Raw genomic sequence first — 18,917 nt, 5'->3', positions numbered from 1 at the left:
ATCTGTATGCGCCTGCTGATCGTCGAGGACGACCCCCTGCTTCGTGACGGCCTCGTCGTCGGCCTGCGGCTCGCCGGATTTTCGCCGGAGGCGGTCGAAACCTGCGCCGACGCGACCGCTGCATTGCGTGACGGGAAGTTCGAGGGGATGGTGCTAGACCTGATGCTGCCCGATGGATCGGGTCTGGATCTGCTTGCAAGCCTCAGGCGGCTGGGAAGTCCGCTGCCGGTTCTGGTGCTCACAGCGAACGATGGCACCGATCAGAAGGTGGCCGGACTGGACGCCGGCGCGGATGACTACCTCGGCAAGCCCTTCGATCTGTCCGAACTTTCCGCTCGCCTGCGCGCCATTCTACGCCGGGCGGAAGGGCGTGCCACGCCGTTGATCGGATGGAACGGGTTGGTGCTGGATCCTGCCAGAATGGACGGAAGACTAGGCGACCGCGCCCTCCGGTTCTCGCGACACGAATTCACCATCCTGCGCGCTTTGATCGAGCGACCGGGGACGATACTCAGCAAGTCTGATCTCGAAGAGCGTCTCTACGGGTGGCAGGAGGATGTCGAGAGCAACACAGTGGAGGTCCATGTCCACAAGCTGCGTAACAAGCTCGGCGCTGGGTTCATAGAAACCGTGCGCGGCGTCGGCTATCGGCTGGCGGAGGGCATCGCATGACGTCGATGCGTGTCCGGCTGTTTGCCATCCTTCTGCTCGCCACCGGCGTCGTCTGGGCATCGGCCGTGATCTGGATCCACAATTCGACCCGCGCCAAGGTTGAGCGTGTTCTGGACGCCAGGCTCGCTGAATCCGCGCGGATGGTTTCCTCGCTGCTGTCGGACCAGAAAATCGAGGTCGTAACTGCGGTCCGTGCCGTTGCCGCACAGACTGCCGAGTTTCCCGAAGAGGGCGGCACCTATGTCCATCAGCTTTCCTGTCAGATCTGGGGGCTGGACGGGCGACGCGTGGCCGGCTCCGGTAACGCACCTGACCTGCCCCTTACCGGCACGCGCACCGGGTTCAGCATCAGCGAGGTCGGCGGCGTGTCCTGGCGGGTGTTCTCGGTCGTTAACGAAGAGCGCGGCGTGCGAGTCATGGTTGGTGACAGCATCGCAATCCGTGACCGGTTGGTGCGCGATGTGACCACTGGCCTGATCCTTCCCGCCGCGCTGATCCTTCCCGCACTGGCGCTTCTGATTTGGGTGAGCCTCGGGAAGGGTATGGCCCCTCTTGCGCATATGGCCGACGCGCTCCGCTTGCGGTCCGCAACAGACCTCGGGCCGATCACGCAGCTCTCGCCGCGAGAGATCGAGCCGATCCGCGATGCCTTGAATTCGCTGTTTGATCGGGTCTCGCAGGCGCGGGATCGGGAGCAGGCGTTCACTGCCTATGCCGCGCATGAGCTGAAGACACCGCTTGCCGGTCTGAAACTGCAGGCCCAGATCGCGGTAGCCGCGCCAGAGGCATCGATCCGGGACCGCGCTTTGGCCCAGATCTTGGCCGGCGTCGACCGGACGGATCGGCTGGCGCGCCAGTTGCTCGACATGGCGGCGGTCGATGCCGAAACCTTGCCGACGCATCTTCCGCCCACCAGGCTCAGTGCCATCATCGATGACACGATCGCGGACACCGCCGCGCTTTGGCGGGGCCGCGAGATCCGTATCGAGGTTGATGTTTCGACGGACACTGTCGTTTCCGGGGCTCACCGTTTCCTGCTGTTTTCGGCGATCCGCAACCTGCTAGAAAATGCCGTGAATGCTTCACCAAAGGGTGAGGTCGTCACGATTCATGCGGACATGCGGGTCAGCGAGGCCGTGCTTGCCGTCAGCGATCGCGGCCCCGGCATACCAGCCGCAGATCGGGCGACGGTCGTCGAGCGATTTTTCAGGTCGGGACCAGGCTCGGGCAGCGGCCTTGGCCTCTCCATAGTCAGCTGCGCAATACAACGGATCGGCGGGTCACTAATTTTGAGCGAACGGCCGGGGGGAGGTGAAGTTGTGCTGTTGCTATGGCCAGAGTGCGTCACTTAGACCTTGCTGCAGAAGCAGCGCATTCGCTGCGATACGCATGAATGACCGCAAAGGGCTCGAAATGGTCATGCAGTGCCGTGACGTGCTCGCGCCTGTCGGGTCGCATGACGCGACAGGCCCTCAACCGACAGACGATAGTCTGGCTCTCACGGCATCTCAGCTTCCCCGAGCCGGCTCTACGCGCAAAGTCCAGCAAAGTTCACGACCCGAGGTCGACCAGCGCAGACGGCGCTACCATAGCCAGCCGCGATCATCTCTCCGACTGATGCAAGACAGCAGGCTTCCATTCAGCCGAGCTTGCGAAGCCGGGCCTTCAGCGCCTCCACGACCACCCGGAACGCCGGTGAGCTGTGCCGCCGGTTCGGGTAGTAGAGGTGATAGCCCGGCAGCGGTGGCGTCCAGTCCGCCAGCACTTGGCTCAGCGCGCCCTGCGTGAGGTCGTCCTCGACCTCGTCCCGCGGGAGGTAGGCCAGACCCTGCCCGAGAAGCGCGCTTTTGCGGATCAGTTCGACCGTGTTGAAGCTGAGCGCGCCCTCGACCCGCACCCGCTTTTCCGCACCGTCCTTTGCCAGCCGCCAGGCGTTGATCGTGTCCGACGAGGGCAGGCGCAGATTGATCGCCCGGTGCTCGACGAGGTCTTCGGGCGACCTCGGCACGGATTGCTGCGCGAGGTAGGCGGGAGCGCCGACGATCGCCATCGGCACGTCCGGGCTGATCCGCACCGAGATCATGTCCTTTGCCACATGCTCACCCAGCCGGACCCCGGCGTCGAAGCGGTCGGCCACGACATCGACGAGCCCGTAGTCGACGATGACCTCGACCTTCACGTCAGGATAGCCCGGCAGCACCTCGGCCAGCGCGGGAACGAGAATGGTCTTCGCCGCATGCTCGACGGATGTGATGCGGATATGGCCGGCCGGTGTGTCCCGGAACTCGCTCAGCTCGGCGAGATCGCTGTCGATCTCCCGCAGCAGCGGCCCGAGCCTACGGACCAGCCGGTCGCCTGCGGGCGTGGGGGCGACGCTGCGCGTCGTGCGGGCCAGAAGGCGCAGCCCGAGGCGATCCTCGAGACGGCGGACAATCTGGCTCAGCGCGGACTGCGAGATGCCCAGACGGGTCGCGGCCCTGGTGAAGCTGCCCTCTTCGGCGACCGTCACGAAGGCCGTCAGATCGGCGATGTCCTCGCGCCGCATTCATCATCTCACTTATAGGTTCGAGAAGAACTTACCGCCTAATCACTGAGCGGCTCAAGCGTCATATTGGCTCCATCGGCAGCGGATCGGTTCGATCCCAACCCAAGGAGACGACCATGACCAAGATCACCTTCGCCAACAGCAACAACTCCACCATCGAGATATCGGCCGTCATCAACCTGCCCGAGGGCTACCAAGAGGGCACCAGATACCCGGCCATCGTGGTCTCGCACCCCGGCGGCGGGGTGAAGGAACAGACCGCCGGCACATATGCCGCGGAACTGGCCCGGCAGGGGTTCGTGACCATCGCCTATGACGCCTCCTACCAGGGCGAGTCCGGCGGCAGCCTGCGCCAGCTGGAAAACCCCTACATCCGCACCGAGGATGTCAGCGCGGTGATCGACCACCTGACCACGCTGGACTGTGTCGACGCCGACCGGATCGGCGCGATGGGGATCTGCGCGGGCGCAGGCTATACCGCCAATGCCGCGATCAACGACCACCGGATCAAGGCCGTCGGCACGGTCAGCGCGGTCAACATCGGCGCGATGTTCCGCAACGGCTGGAACAATGACGTGGCCGATGCCGACGCGCTGCCCTTCCTCGAAGCCGGTGCCGCCGCCCGGACCGCTGATGCGCGGTCGCTCGCCGCGGGCGGTGATCTGGCGCAGATCCCGATGGCCCCGCTGAAGGAGGAGGACGCGCCCAACGAGGAGCTTCGTCAGGCCTGGGAATACTACCACACCCAGCGTGCGCAATGCGCCACCGCCCCAGGCTACGGGCTGGCCCGCAGCCTGACCCAGCTGATCAGCTACGACGCCTACAACTTCGCCGAGGCCTTCCTGACCCAGCCGCTGCAGATCGTGGCCGGCAGCGCCGCGGGCAGCAAGTGGATGAGCGACGACCTCTACGCCCGGGCCGCAAGCGGCGACAAAGCGTTCCACATCGTCGACGGTGCCAATCACATGGACCTCTACGACGTCGCGAAATTCGTCGATGAGGCGGTCAGCGTGCTGGCGCCCTTCTTCCGGGAAAAGCTCGGCGCCTGATCCGGCGCGGACGACGCGTGCCCGCCCGGATCCCGGGCGGTGCAGTCTCTGCCAATTCAACTCTCAGGGAGATCACACCATGGAAAGCGTGACATTCCAGAACACCGACATGGCCTGGCACATTGCTGCGGACATTCACCTGCCGCCGGCCTTCGATGCGGGCCGTCGCTACCCGACGATCGTCAGCATTCACCCCTTCGGAAGCTGCAAGGAGCAGACCTCGGGCAGCGTCTACGGCAAGGCGCTCGCCGCGCAGGGCTATGTCGTCATCGCCTTCGACGCGAGCTATCAGGGCACGTCCGGTGGCAGCCCCCGCTGGACCGAGAGCCCGAGCCAGCGGGTCGAGGACGTCAGCCACGTGATCGACCATGCGGTGACGCTGCCTTTCGTCGATGCGGAGCGGATCGGAGTCATCGGCGTCTGCGGCGGCGGTGGCTACGCCCTGAATGCCGCGCTGACCGAGAAGCGGATCAAGGCGGTGGTCGGGATCACCCCGGTGAACCTCGGTCGCCTCTTCCGGGAAGGGTTCAGCGGCTTCGATCCGGTCGGCGCGCTGACTGCCATGGCCGCGCAGCGCAGCGCCGAGGCGCGCGGCGCAGAGCTGCAGGTCAGTGAGCTGCTGCCTGCAAGCCCCGAGGTGGCGCGCGAGGCGGGGATGACCGAGCGCGACGTCTTCGAGGCGACGGACTACTACAAGACGCCGCGCGGCCAGGCGCGTGGCGGCGCGACACGCATGGTCTTCAGCCATGCCCAGCAGACCCTGTCCTGGGATGCCTTTGCCTTCGCCGAGACGCTGATGACCCAGCCGATGATGGTGGTCATCGGCCAGAAGGTCGGCGCCTTCGGGGCCTATCGGGACGGCATGGAAATCTACGGCCGCGCGATGGCATCAAAGGACCGGCAACTGGTCGAGCTTCAGGATTGGTCCCATTACGATCTCTACGATCGGGAAGAGCCGGTCGGCCTGGCGCTGGAGAAGATCATTCCGTTCTTCAGAAAGCATCTCGCTGTAAAAGGCGCCGCCGCTGCCGAAGCTGCCTGACGACAATACGGCTCGGTCCTGCGCTGCGGGATCGAGCCGCAGAATGCGGAACGTCTCGGCTCCGGTCTTTTGGTCCGCCGCTGATCTGAATGTCCCGGGGCTGTGTGGCACCGTTTCGTGCTCCTTGCTGCCCGACACCTTGAGGCGGCATCCCTCTAGTTCGCACCTGCTCCGAATGCATCCGCCCCGATGACTGGAAGAATGAAGGACAAGGCCGGCCTGCTGGGCGCGACGGGGCCATGCGCCGGCTTGAAGAGGCTTCGGATCGAACGACGGGCACACGGCACCTTGGTTTCGGGGGCTTTCGCACGGGAGATGGGCCGATGCACTTCGCCGGCTCTGACGTCTCGATGCACTGACGGCATGTCGGCATCCCGATCTTCGCACTGGTGACGCTGGGCCGAAGATGCGAGGAAATGGGCAACGCCGACGCAGGTCGTCGATGACTTTCCAGAGGTTCCTCCTCCTCCCTGAGCCTCGGAAATCTGCGGGGATCCCCTCCTCCTCCCCCAGCCCCTCAGGTAAATGTTGATCAGCACAAGACGCCGTCCCGCCGGGGCGGCGTTTCGCGTTGCTGGCTTAGCAAAATGTCCACCTCGCCCGTCGCGTGGCCTCGAAGAAATCCTCGGGAGGTCAGCTATGCGGACGAAGCAGACGGTCGCTAGTGGCTCTCACTCGGTCAATCGGCGCGACAGAGTTGGGGAAAAAGTTGCCAGTCGCGGAGGCAAACCACCGGTGGAGATCCTTAGAAATCGCCGCTCGCGGTTCGGGAGATAAGAATGGGCACCGCTGAAAAATCGGGGCGCCCCCTTCGGCTCTGACAAAAAGCGTCCATGCCAATGGCTGCTGCGAACCCGGCGATACACCGGGCTCGCATTAACGTCAGGCCGCTTCGATCTGCAGCAGCTTTTCCTGTTCCAACAGACCGCGGATCTTGGCGGCTTGTGCAGAGGTCAGCGGCCAGGCTGCGGGCGGTCGCGCCGCACCGCAATCCTGCCCGATCATCGCCAGCGCGGTCTTCACACCGCTGACATTGGTGCCGTTCATCTCTTCCGCGCGGACCTCCTCAAAGGCGCTCATCCGCTCGATCAGTTTGCCAGCCGCGACATAGTCGCCCCGGTCGAGCGCGGCATGGATCGCCACCGAGTGCTCCGGCCAGACGTTGATCAGGCCCGAGGTGAAGCCGCGTGCTCCGACGGCATAGAGCGGCGGCGCCCAGGTTTCGGCAAGGCCGCCGACCCAGACGATCGACGGATCGGTTTCCCGGATCGCCTCGGCCAACTTCATCGGATTCGGGGTCGCCCATTTGACACCGATGACGCCGTCGAGCGCGCAGATCTCCTCGATCGCCTTCAACCCGATCGCGTCGTTACGCAGGTAAAGCACCAGCGGCAGGCCGCCTGAGGCGTCATGGACGCGGCGGATGTATTCGACGATCCCGCGCGGGGCGACGAAGGGATCCGGCGGCTGATGAATCATCAGCGCGTCGGCTCCCGCCTTGGCCGAGACCTTGGCCAGACGGCAGGCATCACCGATGCCGCGGCCGATCCCGGCCAGAAGCGGCACACGACCGCCGATGATCTGCGCGCCCTCGATAACCGCGCGCTCTGCTTCATCGACGGTCAGCGCGTAGAATTCGCCGGTATTGCCGTTCGAGACGAGGATATGCACCCCGGCAGTGACGGCCCGATCCACGATCGGCTTCAGTCGCGCCATGTCCAGATCGCCGGCGTCGTCATAGGGCGTGACGAGGATGCCAGAGATGCCGGTCAGGGCCTTGCGCAGGCGGTCGAGTGTCATTGTCTGTCCTCCTTGGGATTGTCTTAGCTGCCCTGGCGCGCGGCGATCTCGGGGTAGTAGAGATCTTCCATCGCTTCGGGGCGCATCGGGATCAGGCCGCTGTCAGCCATGTATTGGATGACCTTGAGCGTGCCTTGGGGCTTCGTGGAAAAGATCGTGCCCGGATCGGCGAGCAGCGCCACGACATCGGCTTTCTCGATCTTGTCGCCGCTGATCTGGAGATAAAGGTCGGCCGCCTTTTCGGGATCAGCCGCAATCATCTCATTGGCCTCGTCCAGCGCGGCGATGATCGCCTTCACTGCAACCGGATGGCCGTCATGGGTCGCGGGCATCGCGAACATGATGTTGCTGTTCAGCGGTTCACCGAACAATTCGTTCGTGTCCATCACCTTGTGAACGCTCGAGTTCTTCAGTGCGAGGATCGAATAAGGCGGGGTAGAGAAATGGCTGTTGACCTCATGCTGCGGGTTCAGGAGCGCCTGCAGTGCGTCACTGTGGCCCAGCTGCACGGTCTGCTGGTCGAGCTTCGTGCGCCCTTCGGGACCGTAAAGCTTGTCCAAGGCCATCGACAGCATCACCGCCTGGTTGGACACCTTTACGGTCGGCACCGCGATCCGGTCGTTCGGGCCGAAATCGGCCAGCGTCTTTACATGCGGATTACGGGTCAGCAGCGGCAGGGCGACACCGCCGACGCCGGTCACGCCTTTGACTTGCCCCTTGGTCCGCGACCAGAGCACACCAAAATTGGTCAGCCCCGCGCTGACGAATTCGACATTGCCCGAGATCAGCGCATCGACCGCCGCCCCGCCATTGGCAAAAGTCAGCCAGACCGCAGTCAGGTCGGGTTCACCGAGTTCTGCCGCATGCTTTTCGAAGAGCTTGTCGTGCTCGACGATCATCGAGGGCAGGTTGTTGATCTGAAGCTGCTTGGCGAAGCGCACTTCCTCGGCCGCGGCGGGCAAAGCAATCAGCCCAGCCAAGACTGCAGCCATCATATATTTAACAGATTTCATCATGTTTTCCTCCCCATGAACCGGATCGCCCGCCGCCTCCCGCGTCGGGTCGCCCGGCGGTCAATCCTTAGTTCTGGACGCCCCATTTCTGGATCGTGTGGCGCTCGATCGTCTTGAAGATCACGTTCTCGACCAAAAGCCCGATCAGGATCACGGTCAGCAGCCCCGCGAAGACCGCTGGAATGTCGAGCACGTTGCGGTTCTCGAAGATATACCAGCCAAGTCCGCCCTGACCGGATGATACGCCAAAGACCAGCTCCGCCGCGATCAAGGTCCGCCACGCGAAGGCCCAGCCGATCTTCAGACCCGTAAGGATCGTCGGGAAGGCCGCGGGGACGAGGATGCGCGAGACATAGCGCAAGCCGGTCAGCCCGTAGTTCTGCCCGACCATCCGCAGCGTCTGCGAGACCGAGCGGAAGCCCGAATGCGTGTTGAGCGCCACGGCCCAGAGGACGGAATGCACCAGCACGAAGACAAGGCTGCCAATGCCGAGACCAAACCAGATCAGCGCCAGCGGGAGAAGCGCGATGGCGGGCAGCGGGTTGAAGGTCGCGGTCAGCGTTTCCAGCAGGTCGGTGCCGAGGCGGGTGTTGATCGCGACGATTGTCAGGACGGCGGCTAGAGATACACCAAGCCCGTAGCCGATCAGCAGGACTTTGAGCGAGGCGGCCGTGCGGGCGAAAAGCGTCCCGTCCATCAGCGCACTCCAGAGCGAAGTCAGCGTATCGACCAACGTCGGGAACAGCAGCGGGTTGTTCAGGTGGCGGGCATAAACCTCCCACACCACCAGAAGCACGACGAGGATCGCGCCCTTGCGCACCGCGCCGTTGTTCCAGACCTTCTGGACGGCACTCAGGCGGATCGACAGGTCCTCGGGCCGATCGTCGAAGCGGTCGTCCCGCATCAGGATGGTCGCAGGCATGTCAGTGATCCTCCCCGGCTTCCGCGAAGAGCAAATCGTGGATCTGCTTTTCGAGCTGTGCGGCGGACCCATCCGCGAATTTCACCTCGTCCACGCCTTGAACCTCGGCCTTCACGCGGCCGGGATGGGGCGACAGCAGCAGGATGCGATTTCCTATCTTGATGGCCTCGGCAATCGAATGGGTGACGAAGAGCACCGTGAACCGGGTCTCTTCCCAAAGCCGCAGCAATTCATCCTGACAGGTGCGCCGGGTCAGTGCATCAAGCGCTGCGAAGGGCTCGTCCATCAGCAGCACATCAGGCTCCATCGCCATACCGCGGGCGATAGAGACGCGCTGTTTCATGCCGCCCGACAGCATGTGCGGATAACTGTCGATGGCCCGGGTCAGACCCACCTTGTCGATGTAGTGGCGCGCCTTGGCTTCGGCCTCGCGCGCCGAAAGTTTCCCGGTGACGAGCATCGGGAACATGACGTTCCCGAGCACCGTCTTCCAGGGCAGCAACTGGTCGAACTCTTGAAACACCATCATCCGGTCCGACCCGGGTTTCGTGACCTTGCGCCCGCCGACGGTGATCGACCCCTCCTCCGGGGTCAGATAGCCGCCGACGGCCTTGAGCAGCGTGGACTTGCCGCAGCCCGAGGGGCCGAGCAGGACGAAACGGTCGCCCTTGTTGACCTGAAAGCTGACATCCCGCGTTGCCGTGACCAGCGCCTGGTCGGTGCGGTAGCGTAGCGTGACGTTGTCGACCGTCACCAGCGCCTCTCCCAGCGCTGGTGCTTGTGCCCGCATGGGCATCGTAACCGCGTTCATCCTGTCTCCTCCCCTCTGCCGCGCTCAGTCGTCGAGCGTGATCGTCTGGGTTGCCACCGTGTTCCGGCGGATCAGATCCCAGTCGTAGCTGACACCGATCCCCGGCCCCTGCGGAACAGGCAGCATGCCGTCCTGACCGATGGCATTGACGTTGTCGGAGTAGCCGCAGGTGTAGATCTCGGGCGACGGGTCATCCATGGCTGGGGAGACGTTGGCGACCTCATACATTGCCGTCTGCTGCATGGCCGCGATCAGATGGCGGTGGACCGGCGATGGCCCGTGCATCTCAACCGTGGTGCCGACGCTTTCGGCGAAACCGATGGTCTTCAGCGCGCCGGTGATCCCCAGATCGTAGTGGATGTCGAAGCGCAGCAGATCGGTGCCGCCGTTCAGGAAGAAGTCGGCTTTCGCTTCGGGCGCGGTGACATGCTCGGTCTGCAGGATCGGGATGTTCAGCGCCTCGCGCAGAGCCTTGTGCTGGGCGATGCCGACGCCCAGCGGGCGCAGAGGATCCTCGAACCAGCGGAAACCGGCTTCCTCGCAGGCGCGGCCGACGAAGATCGCGTCAGAGATGCTGTCGAAGACGCAGGCGGGGTCGAGCATCAGTTCGGTCCGCTCGCCCAGGGTGGCACGCATATGGGCGACGTTCTCCGCCTCTTCCCATTTGTCGCCCTCGTGCCAGGAGTGCATCTTGAACCCCTTGAAGCCCTTTTCCTTCAGGCCCAAGAAGAAGTCCGACACCGCTTCCTTGGTCGGCAGATTGTCGAGCCGGTCGCCGTTGTGGCAGGAGGCATAGGCTTTGACGCGCTTGCGGTCGCCGCCGAGCATCGTGGTCAGGCTGGCGCCGTAAGCTTTGCCCGCCAGATCCCAAAGGGCCGTGTCGATGAACGACAGGCCATAGGCATTGCCCGGACGGCAGGCACGACGGGCAGAACGCCAGATCAGTTCCCGCTCATGCCATTGGTTGCCAACGGCGATCTTTGCGGCAGCAGCGGCGATGTCGAAGCTTCCGGTGGTGCCGTAGTTCGCATATTCGCCGGTCTGGCCGTCCTTGGCGGTGATCTTCACCATCAGGATCGGGCGTTTGTAGACCGCACCCGGCGTGTAGACCATCGAGCCCGCGATGATGTTCGACTTGTAGTTCCGCTGGAAGTTCGGGACGTCGACGGTGAAAGAGGTGATCTCCACCTTCTCGATCGCCGCGCCGGGGGCCGGATCGGCCCGCATCTCGCTGCCCTTGTGCTGGATGACCATGTGTTCCTCCTCATCCGTGAATTGTCTTTGGGGTTCGTGCGCTCAGATCACCGGACCGATGACCCAAGGCGCGAATTCGGGGGCGCCGAAGTCCAGCGCCTCGCTCTTCGACGCTGCGCCACCCGCCAGCGCCAGAAGCTGCTGGAAGATCCGCTCGCCGCATTGGTCGATGGATTCCTCGCCATCGAGGATCGTGCCGCAGTTGATGTCCATGTCCTCGGCCATGTGCCGATACATTGCGCTGTTGCTGGCAAGCTTCAGGGTTGGCACGGGTTTCGAGCCGAAGACGCTGCCACGGCCGGTGGTGAAGGCCACGAGGTTCGCACCCGAGGCGATCTGCCCGGTCACCTGCACCGGATCGTAGCCGGGGCCGTCCATGAAGACGAGTCCGCGGGATGTGACCGGTTCGGCATATTCGACAACCTGCTCCAGATTGGTGCGCCCCGCCTTGGCGATGGCGCCGAGCGACTTTTCAACGATGGTGGTCAAGCCCCCAGCCTTGTTGCCCGGCGTTGGATTGGCGTTCAGCGAAACGCCCTGCGAGGCTCCATAGGCCTCCCACCATTTGATCCGCTCGATCAGCCGCTCACCCACGGCCTGCGTCGCTGCGCGGCGCGTCAGCAGATGTTCGGCGCCGAATGTCTCGGGCGTTTCCGACAGGATCACCGTGCCGCCGTGCCGCACGATCAGATCGCTTGCCGCCCCAAGCGCGGGGTTCGAGGTGATCCCCGAATACCCATCCGAGCCGCCGCAGATCAGCGCAACTTTCAGCTCGCTCGCGGGCACCCATTCGCGTTCGATCCGGTTGGCTTCTGCCAGCACCGCCTCGACATCCGCGATGGCGCGTTCGATGGTTTTCCGCGTGCCACCCTCGCCCTGCACGGTGATCCGCCGCAGCGCTGGATTGCCGCCGTCGAACAGCCCACCGACCTGATTGACCTCGCAGCCGAGGCCCACGACCAGCACATGAGAGAAATTCGGATGCCGCGCGTAGCCTTCGATGGTGCGGCGCAGCAGTTGCAGCGGCTCCCCGGCGCTCATCCCGCAGCCGGTCTTGTGGGTCAGCGCGACGACTCCATCTACATTCGGATAGGCCGCCAAGGGGTCATACCCGGCGCGTTCGTTCCGTTCGAAGGCACGGGCGACCGACAGGGCCACATGGGCAGAGCAGTTCACGGTGGTGAGGATGCCGATGTAATTGCGCGTCCCTACCCGCCCGTCGGCACGGCGGTAGCCCAGAAATCCCTTGCCGGTCACATGCGGCGCACGCGGCGCCCGGTCGGCGCCGATGGCATGGTCGCGGTCGAAGGTTCCCAGAGCGAGGTTGTGCTCATGGACATGTTCGCCGGGGGCGATGGCGGCAGAGGCGAAACCGATGATCTGCCCGTAGCGAAGCACCTTGTCGCCGGGTGCATGGGCGCGTCGCGCAATCTTATGGCCCGGAGCGATGACTGAGGTGGTGACAATCCCGCCCGGCAACACGGTGCCCGCAGGCACGGCGCGGCGGGCAATCGCGACGCTGTCTTCCGGATGCAGGACGATCACCGGCGGGGTCTGGGTCTCCATCAGCGTGTCGGGCATGGCAGGCATCGCTTCTTGCTTCGGTGAAGCCAGAGCTATCCCGCCGGATCAATTCACGTCCAATTCTTGATGACTATTGTCCGATACCTAAAATATATCAGTCCGCCGCGACCGTCGCGCCGAAGAGCTTTAGAAGCTCATCTCGCACCCGCAACACGGCCGCATCCGGCGACAGGCTCCGGCTCCAGGCCAGATAGTATTCCGAGAAGGCATAGGCTGGCAGATCGATCGGCCGCAGCACGACATTCGGGAACAGGATGTGGCGCGAGGATTCCGGGACCAGCGCGATCCCTTCGCCTGCATCGACCAGCGACAAGAGCGTGATGCTCTGCCCGAGGAACTGCACGTAGTTCGGTTGCACGCCTTCCGACAAGAACAGGCTGTTCAGCATCTCGTAGGAATACCAGCCGTTCGAGGGCGCATACATGATGAAGTCCTGCCCATGCAGGTCCGAGAGCGCGAAGCGCGGCCGCTCTGCCAGCGGATGGTCGCGGTGTAGCGCCAGCATATAGGGTTCGCGCACGATCCGCGCGACATGTAGACGACTGCGGTCGCGGGGCAGCCGCATGACCCCAAGGTCGATCTGACCGGCAGGCAGCGCCTCTGCCTGGTCGATGGTCAGCATCTCCTTCAGCACCAGATCGATCTCGGGAAGCGCCCGGCGCACCGTGTCGATAATCACCGGTAACAGCCCAAGTGCCGCCACCGGCACGAAGGCAAGCGAGACATTCCCCTCCAACCCCGACTGCGCCCGCCGCGCAGACAGGGCTGCGGCTTCAGCCCGGCGCAAGAGATCCTGCGCTTCGGGCAGGAACCGCCGCCCGGCCTCGGTTAGCCGGATCGACCGGCCGCTGCGGTCAAAGAGATCGACACCGATGTCGCGTTCGAGCAGCTGGATTTGCCGGGTCAACGGTGGCTGGGTCATGTTCAGCGTCTCGGCTGCCCTGCGAAAGCTCATCTCGGTAGCGATCGCCACGAAGCTGCGAAGCTGGTTCAGTTCAAACATCGGCCTCTCCCGGACTGATACCGCAAGTGTATCAGTTGCATCAGTCAAAGCAATGGACCGGCAATCAGTCGCGGGTCTAGCTTCCCCTCAGCGGCTTCGGCTGCGGCGTCTGGAGGAGGCGCAACCAAAGCGGCGGCAAGGCCCGCCCGAGGGAGGGAACATGACTTTTCAGCATCTGCGGGGCGCCACGGCGCTCGGCCTGATCCTGTTCGCGCTGACCGGCGTGCCGGTCGCGGCGCAGAGCACCGGTGCCGTCACCATCGTCTTGCCGGAAGAGCCGCCATCGCTGGAACCCTGCGACGCGAAGCATTCGAGCATCGGCCGCGTGGTGATCCGCAACATCACCGAACCGCTGACCCGGCTCGACCCGTCGAACGGCGAGGTGATCCCGGTTCTGGCCACCGAATGGAATCAGATCGACACCGACACCTGGCGCTTCAAGCTGCGCGAGGGCGTGACGTTTTCGGACGGGACACCCTTCGATGCGAAGGCCGTCATCGCAGCCTTCACCCGGCTCGACCGCACCGACATGGTCTGCAACACCAAGCAGCAGACACTGGGCGGTATCGATCTGACCGTGACCGAGATCTCCCCGACCGAGGTCGAGATCACTAGTTCCAAACCCTCACCGATCCTGCCCACGATGCTGACCGTGGTGCAGATGTCCTCGCCCTCGATGGAGGTGAAGGGCGCAAGCCGCGCGCCGATCGGCACCGGCCCCTATGCGCTCGGCACCTGGCGCGCGGGGCAGGACATAACGCTGGATCGCCTCGATGGTTATTGGGGCGACGCGCCGCAGGTGGCGAAGGCGACCTTCGTCTGGCGCTCCGAATCCGCCGTCCGCGCCGCAATGGTCGATCAGGGCGAGGCCGACGTGGCGCTGATCATCGCCGCGACCGATGCGACCAACCCCGACATCGACTTCGCCTATCCGAACGGCGAGACGACGCGCCTGCGGATCAATACCAGCACCGCGCCACTGAACGACGTGCGCGTGCGCAAGGCGCTGAACATGGCGCTGGATCTCGACGCGCTGAAGCCGATCGTGGGTGATGAGGTGACGCGGGCCGAACAGCTCGTTCCCCCGAACACGCTCGGCTACGACGCGGATCTGAGACCCTTCGCCTATGACCCGGCAGGCGCGAAGGCGCTTCTGGAGGAGGCGAAGGCCGATGGTGTCCCGGTCGATACCCAGATCGACCTGATCGGCCGCGACGGGATTTATGTCGGCGCGGCAGAGATGCTGCAGGCCATGCAGGCGATGTGGGCCGAGGTCGGCCTGAACGTGAACATCCGCATGTTCGACACCGGCAACTGGCTGCGCTACCAGAACCGCCCTTTCCCGGAGCCGAATGTGCCGATGCTCGGTCAAGACCAGCACGACAACCTGCTGGGCGATGCGAGCTTCACACTCTTCAACAAATACGACAGCGATGGGGTGAATTCGGGCCTCTGGGACGAAGAGGTCGACAAGCTGATCGCCACCGGCGAGAACACGACCGGGGCCGAGCGTGAAACTGCTTTCAAGCAGGCTTTCGCCCGGATCCATGACGATCTCGTTGCCGATGTCTTCATGTATCACATGGTCGGCTACACTCGCGTCGGCCCCCGGGTCGACTGGAAGCCGACGATCGCCGCCAACAGCGAAATCGCCATCGCCGACATGAAGCTCGCCGAGTGATCCTGCACGCCGCGCGGGTCTCATCCGCGCGGCACCCTCGTCCCCGAGACGGAGGCCGAAATGGCTATCTTTAAAAGATCTCTTCTGACCCTTTTATCACTCGTGATCCTGCTGGTGCTGGTGTTCTTCCTGTCGCGCCTGACCGGGGACCCGTCCTATTTGTTCCTGCCCGTCAACGCGACGCCCGAGGCCCGCGCCGCCTTTGCCGCGCAGAACGGCTTCGACCAACCGCTGATGGTGCAGTTCCTGCGCTACGTGGGCGACGTATTCACCGGCGAATTCGGCACCTCGCTGCGCCAGCAGCGCCCGGCCATCGACGTGGCGCTCGAGGCCTTCCCGGTTACGCTGAAGCTCGCCGCGGTGACGCTTGCCATCGCCATCGCCGCCGCAGTGGTCGCAGGCTCGCTCGCGGCCTATCGCCCGCGGGGGCTGGTCGACCGCACCATCGGCGTCACCTCGCTCGCCGGGGCCTCGGCTCCCGATTTCTGGGTGGCGATTACGCTGGTGCTCGTGTTCTCGGTCGGGCTGGAAATCCTGCCCACCTCGGGCATGGGCGGGCCGCTCACCTGGATCCTGCCGGTGATCGTGCTGGGCCTGCGCCCCTTCGGCCTGCTCGTGCAGGTCGTGCGCGGCTCGATGATTGCGGCGCTCTCCGCGCCCTACACCAAGACCGCCCGGTCCAAGGGCGCGTCCGAAGGCCGGGTGATCTTCGTCCATGCGCTCCGCAACTCCACCCTGCCAGTCATCACCGTCGCCGGAGACATCGCGGCGAGCCTGATCAACGGCGCGGTGATCGTCGAGACGATCTTCGGCTGGCCCGGTATCGGCGGGGTGATGATCAACGCCATCTTGCAGCGCGATTTCGCAGTGATCCAGGCGACCATTCTGGTGACTGCCATCGCGATCCTGATCCTGAACATCGGGATCGACCTGCTCTACCGCTTCCTCGATCCAAGGGTCCGTTTCGCATGAGCCAGATCGACCATCCCATGACCATGGCAAAGCCCGCCCGCGCCTCGACATCGCGCATCCTCGGCTCTCTGATCCAGGACCGCCCGGCGCTTGCCGCCTGCGCCTTCCTGATCCTGCTCGCCTTCTCCGCCACGCTTGGTGCCGCACTGATGGCACCCCAGGCCACCGGCGTGAACATGGCGATGCGCAATGCCGCCCCGCAGCTGGGCGAAGGCTTCGCCTATCTTCTGGGCGGCGACAACCTCGGGCGCAGCGTGCTCGCCCGGCTCGTCACCGGCGCGCGCACCACGCTCGGCATCGCTACCGCCGCCGTGCTCTGCTCGCTCACCATCGGCGCGACGCTCGGTCTCTTCGTGGGCCTGCGTCAGGGCCTGATGAGCGACATCATCATGCGCCTGACGGATGTGATCATGTCCTTCCCGGCACTGCTGACCGCCCTGATCGTTCTCTATCTGCTGGGTCCGAGTCCGGTGAACCTGGTCATCGTCCTCGCCATCACCCGCATCCCGGTCTATCTGCGCACCGTCCGGGCCGAGGTGCTGGAACTGCGCCGCCGCCCCTTCGTCAACGCAGCCCGCGCGATGGGCGCCTCCGAAGGCTGGATCACCCGCCACCACCTGCTGCCGCTGGTCGCGCCGACGCTGCTGACCATCGCCTCGGTCGATTTCGCCGCCGTGATCATCGCGGAATCGGGCCTGTCGTTCCTCGGCCTCGGCATCCAACCCCCGAACTTCACCTGGGGCGCGATGGTCGCCGCGGGCCGCCCCTACATCGCGCAGGCCTGGTGGGTCACCTTCTTCCCCGGCCTCGCGATCATGCTGACCACCCTGTCGCTGACGCTGCTGTCGAACTGGCTGCGGCTGGTGACCGACCCCAACCAGCGCTGGCGCTTCACGAGGAGCGAGGGATGAACGCCCATCTGAAAGACAACACCCTGCTGTCCGTCGACGGTCTGCGTGTCAGCTTCACTTCCGAAGGCGGCCGCGTCACGGCAGTTGAGGATGTGAGTTTCGAGGTCGCCAAGGGAGAGACACTGGTAATTCTTGGGGAATCCGGTTCGGGCAAAAGCGTCAGCGCCTCGGTCATCATGGATATTCTCGACCGCCCCGCAGGGCAGATCGAAAAGGGCCGCGTGACGCTCAACGGTGCCGATCTCCTGACCCTTCCAATCCGCCAGCGCCGGACAGTCAACGGCGCGAAGCTTGCGATCATCTTCCAGGATCCACTGTCCTATCTGAACCCCGCCTACACAATCGGCTGGCAGATCACCGAGACCCTCCGCATCCACGGCCTGCCTGCCGGCAATCGCGCGGTGGAGCTGCTGACCCGCGTCGGCATTCCCGATCCCGAGCAGCGCCAGCACTGGTATCCGCACCAGCTGTCGGGCGGTCAGCGCCAGAGGGTGATGATCGCCATGGCACTGGCTTTGTCGCCGGACCTGCTGATCGCGGACGAACCCACCACCGCGCTCGACGTGACCGTGCAGCGTCAGATCCTCGATCTGCTGAAGGAACTGCAGGCGGAAACCGGCATGGCGATCCTGATGATCACCCATGACCTATCGGTCGCCGCCCGCATGGCGGATCGAGTGATCGTTATGCGGCAAGGCCGGGTGATCGAGACCGGGCGGTTGCAGGACGTGGCCGCCGCGCCGAAACACCCCTACACCCGCGAGCTTCTCTCCGCGATCCCGCGGCTGGAGACGGTGCGGCGGGCCGCAAAGACCGATACCGCCGCAAAGCCGTTCCTCGAGGTGCAGGGGCTGTGCAAGGATTACGAGCTTTCCGGTGCGGTCTTCGGCAAGGGCAACGCCCTGCGCGCGCTGGACAATGTGAGCCTGACCCTCGCACCCGGCCGCACCCTTGGGGTCGTTGGCGAATCCGGCTCCGGCAAATCGACCCTCGCCCGCGTCCTGATGCGGCTTGAATCCGCCACCGCGGGCCGGGTGCTCTACAAGGGCGCGGACGCGCTGACGTTCAAGGGGGAGCCACTTCAGGCCTTCCGCCGCGACGTGCAGATGGTGTTTCAAGACCCGTTCGGCTCGCTCAATCCCACGATGAGCGTCGAGCGGCTGATCTGCGAACCGCTGGCCCTGCATCCGGCGCTGATGCCGAAGAAGGACTGGCGCAACCGCACCGTCGAGCTGCTGGAACTTGTCGGTCTGGAGGCCGCCCATCTGACACGCCTGCCGCACCAATTCTCCGGCGGCCAGCGCCAGCGCATCGCCATCGCCCGTGCTCTCGCCACCAACCCGAAGCTGCTGATCTGCGACGAGGCGGTGTCTGCCCTCGACGTCTCGATCCAGGCACAGGTGATCGAGCTGCTGGCGGATCTGCGCAACCGTCTCGGCCTCGCGCTGATCTTCATCACCCATGACCTGCCCGTGGTCCGCAGCCTCGCCGACGAGATCCTGGTGATGAAGCAGGGCAAGGTCGTCGAAGCCGGGGAGACGGAACAGCTCTTCACCGCCCCCGCCCATCCCTACACGCGCGATCTGCTCACCGCCTCGGCCATCCCGGACTGGATGTCGCAGGCGGTCCGGGCCAGCGCCAGCCTCTGAGGTCCCCCG

16 protein-coding genes are annotated in these 18,917 nt (G+C 64.7%); 8 read left to right on the top strand and 8 right to left on the bottom strand.

Annotated features, from left to right (window positions below; genetic code table 11):
• The first annotated feature begins 6 nt into the window (after positions 1-6).
• Both V8J36_RS03365 and V8J36_RS03360 read left to right on the top strand, forming a co-directional pair.
• Positions 7-672: a response regulator gene (locus V8J36_RS03365; RefSeq protein WP_336465826.1), complete on the top strand. Its 666-nt coding sequence runs from the start codon at positions 7-9 to the stop codon at positions 670-672.
• Positions 669-2,024 carry an ATP-binding protein gene (locus V8J36_RS03360; protein WP_336465825.1) on the top strand — a complete coding sequence of 452 codons (1,356 nt, stop codon included), beginning with the start codon at positions 669-671 and terminating at the stop codon, positions 2,022-2,024. The genes V8J36_RS03365 and V8J36_RS03360 overlap by 4 nt, the downstream gene beginning before the upstream one ends.
• 287 nt (positions 2,025-2,311) lie before the next feature.
• Here the strand turns inward: V8J36_RS03360 and V8J36_RS03355 are convergent, their stop codons facing one another.
• Complete coding sequence (locus tag V8J36_RS03355) at positions 2,312-3,217, bottom strand: LysR family transcriptional regulator (RefSeq protein ID WP_336465824.1); 906 nt, start codon at positions 3,215-3,217, stop codon at positions 2,312-2,314.
• A 116-nt stretch (positions 3,218-3,333) separates the two neighbouring features.
• On the opposite strand from V8J36_RS03355, the gene V8J36_RS03350 reads away from it, so the two are divergent.
• Positions 3,334-4,266 (top strand): alpha/beta hydrolase, encoded by a 933-nt coding sequence (locus V8J36_RS03350; RefSeq protein ID WP_336465823.1) that lies wholly within the window; start codon positions 3,334-3,336, stop codon positions 4,264-4,266.
• Entirely contained in the window at positions 4,214-5,308 is a 1,095-nt protein-coding gene (locus tag V8J36_RS03345; protein ID WP_442902461.1) for an alpha/beta hydrolase, read from the top strand. The genes V8J36_RS03350 and V8J36_RS03345 overlap by 53 nt, the downstream gene beginning before the upstream one ends.
• An 882-nt stretch (positions 5,309-6,190) precedes the next feature.
• On the opposite strand, the gene V8J36_RS03340 is transcribed toward V8J36_RS03345, so the two are convergent.
• From V8J36_RS03340 to V8J36_RS03310, 7 genes are all read right to left on the bottom strand, one after another.
• A complete protein-coding gene (locus tag V8J36_RS03340) occupies positions 6,191-7,108 on the bottom strand; it encodes a dihydrodipicolinate synthase family protein (RefSeq protein ID WP_336465821.1) in 918 nt (305 codons plus the stop codon).
• A gap of 23 nt (positions 7,109-7,131) precedes the next feature.
• A complete protein-coding gene (locus V8J36_RS03335; RefSeq protein ID WP_336465820.1) occupies positions 7,132-8,124 on the bottom strand; it encodes an ABC transporter substrate-binding protein in 993 nt (330 codons plus the stop codon).
• Between the two features lie 64 nt (positions 8,125-8,188).
• Positions 8,189-9,043, bottom strand: coding sequence for an ABC transporter permease (locus V8J36_RS03330; RefSeq protein ID WP_336465819.1), 855 nt, complete (start codon positions 9,041-9,043; stop codon positions 8,189-8,191).
• Position 9,044: 1 nt separating this feature from the next.
• The gene (locus V8J36_RS03325; RefSeq protein WP_336465818.1) at positions 9,045-9,854 is read right to left on the bottom strand and encodes an ABC transporter ATP-binding protein; all 810 of its coding nucleotides are present in this window, start codon (positions 9,852-9,854) and stop codon (positions 9,045-9,047) included.
• A gap of 24 nt (positions 9,855-9,878) precedes the next feature.
• Positions 9,879-11,108: an enolase C-terminal domain-like protein gene (locus tag V8J36_RS03320; protein WP_336465817.1), complete on the bottom strand. Its 1,230-nt coding sequence runs from the start codon at positions 11,106-11,108 to the stop codon at positions 9,879-9,881.
• Between the two features lie 42 nt (positions 11,109-11,150).
• Positions 11,151-12,689: a UxaA family hydrolase gene (locus V8J36_RS03315; RefSeq protein ID WP_336465816.1), complete on the bottom strand. Its 1,539-nt coding sequence runs from the start codon at positions 12,687-12,689 to the stop codon at positions 11,151-11,153.
• A 97-nt stretch (positions 12,690-12,786) separates the two neighbouring features.
• Positions 12,787-13,695 carry a LysR family transcriptional regulator gene (locus tag V8J36_RS03310; RefSeq protein WP_336465815.1) on the bottom strand — a complete coding sequence of 303 codons (909 nt, stop codon included), beginning with the start codon at positions 13,693-13,695 and terminating at the stop codon, positions 12,787-12,789.
• Positions 13,696-13,855: 160 nt separating this feature from the next.
• Between V8J36_RS03310 and V8J36_RS03305 the strand changes: the two genes are divergently transcribed.
• Genes V8J36_RS03305 through V8J36_RS03290 form a run of 4 tightly spaced genes read left to right on the top strand, consistent with a single transcriptional unit; the run spans position 13,856 to position 18,908 of the window.
• Positions 13,856-15,376: an ABC transporter substrate-binding protein gene (locus V8J36_RS03305; protein ID WP_336465814.1), complete on the top strand. Its 1,521-nt coding sequence runs from the start codon at positions 13,856-13,858 to the stop codon at positions 15,374-15,376.
• Positions 15,377-15,436: 60 nt separating this feature from the next.
• A complete protein-coding gene (locus V8J36_RS03300) occupies positions 15,437-16,348 on the top strand; it encodes an ABC transporter permease (RefSeq protein ID WP_336465813.1) in 912 nt (303 codons plus the stop codon).
• Positions 16,345-17,259 (top strand): ABC transporter permease, encoded by a 915-nt coding sequence (locus V8J36_RS03295; protein ID WP_336465812.1) that lies wholly within the window; start codon positions 16,345-16,347, stop codon positions 17,257-17,259. The genes V8J36_RS03300 and V8J36_RS03295 overlap by 4 nt, the downstream gene beginning before the upstream one ends.
• A complete protein-coding gene (locus V8J36_RS03290; RefSeq protein ID WP_336466182.1) occupies positions 17,256-18,908 on the top strand; it encodes an ABC transporter ATP-binding protein in 1,653 nt (550 codons plus the stop codon). Before V8J36_RS03295 ends, V8J36_RS03290 begins: the two co-directional genes overlap by 4 nt.
• Positions 18,909-18,917: the final 9 nt, after the last annotated feature.

The organism is Frigidibacter sp. MR17.14, assembly GCF_037095735.1.
Lineage (GTDB): Bacteria > Pseudomonadota > Alphaproteobacteria > Rhodobacterales > Rhodobacteraceae > Frigidibacter.
Note: the sequence above shows the minus strand (reverse complement) of the source record. Positions and strands in the feature narration are given on the sequence as shown.

Bases quoted from the DNA above. Each gene is read 5' to 3' on its own strand.
- V8J36_RS03350 (WP_336465823.1), top strand. From the start codon at position 3,334: ATGACCAAGATCACCTTCGCCAACAGCAACAACTCCACCATCGAGATA.
- V8J36_RS03315 (WP_336465816.1), bottom strand. From the start codon at position 12,689: ATGCCCGACACGCTGATGGAGACCCAGACCCCGCCGGTGATCGTCCTG.
- V8J36_RS03305 (WP_336465814.1), top strand. From the start codon at position 13,856: ATGACTTTTCAGCATCTGCGGGGCGCCACGGCGCTCGGCCTGATCCTG.
- V8J36_RS03325 (WP_336465818.1), bottom strand. From the start codon at position 9,854: ATGAACGCGGTTACGATGCCCATGCGGGCACAAGCACCAGCGCTGGGA.
- V8J36_RS03320 (WP_336465817.1), bottom strand. From the start codon at position 11,108: ATGGTCATCCAGCACAAGGGCAGCGAGATGCGGGCCGATCCGGCCCCC.
- V8J36_RS03365 (WP_336465826.1), top strand. From the start codon at position 7: ATGCGCCTGCTGATCGTCGAGGACGACCCCCTGCTTCGTGACGGCCTC.
- V8J36_RS03310 (WP_336465815.1), bottom strand. From the start codon at position 13,695: ATGTTTGAACTGAACCAGCTTCGCAGCTTCGTGGCGATCGCTACCGAG.
- V8J36_RS03300 (WP_336465813.1), top strand. From the start codon at position 15,437: ATGGCTATCTTTAAAAGATCTCTTCTGACCCTTTTATCACTCGTGATC.
- V8J36_RS03335 (WP_336465820.1), bottom strand. From the start codon at position 8,124: ATGATGAAATCTGTTAAATATATGATGGCTGCAGTCTTGGCTGGGCTG.
- V8J36_RS03330 (WP_336465819.1), bottom strand. From the start codon at position 9,043: ATGCCTGCGACCATCCTGATGCGGGACGACCGCTTCGACGATCGGCCC.
- V8J36_RS03360 (WP_336465825.1), top strand. From the start codon at position 669: ATGACGTCGATGCGTGTCCGGCTGTTTGCCATCCTTCTGCTCGCCACC.
- V8J36_RS03355 (WP_336465824.1), bottom strand. From the start codon at position 3,217: ATGCGGCGCGAGGACATCGCCGATCTGACGGCCTTCGTGACGGTCGCC.
- V8J36_RS03340 (WP_336465821.1), bottom strand. From the start codon at position 7,108: ATGACACTCGACCGCCTGCGCAAGGCCCTGACCGGCATCTCTGGCATC.
- V8J36_RS03290 (WP_336466182.1), top strand. From the start codon at position 17,256: ATGAACGCCCATCTGAAAGACAACACCCTGCTGTCCGTCGACGGTCTG.
- V8J36_RS03345 (WP_442902461.1), top strand. From the start codon at position 4,214: ATGAGGCGGTCAGCGTGCTGGCGCCCTTCTTCCGGGAAAAGCTCGGCG.
- V8J36_RS03295 (WP_336465812.1), top strand. From the start codon at position 16,345: ATGAGCCAGATCGACCATCCCATGACCATGGCAAAGCCCGCCCGCGCC.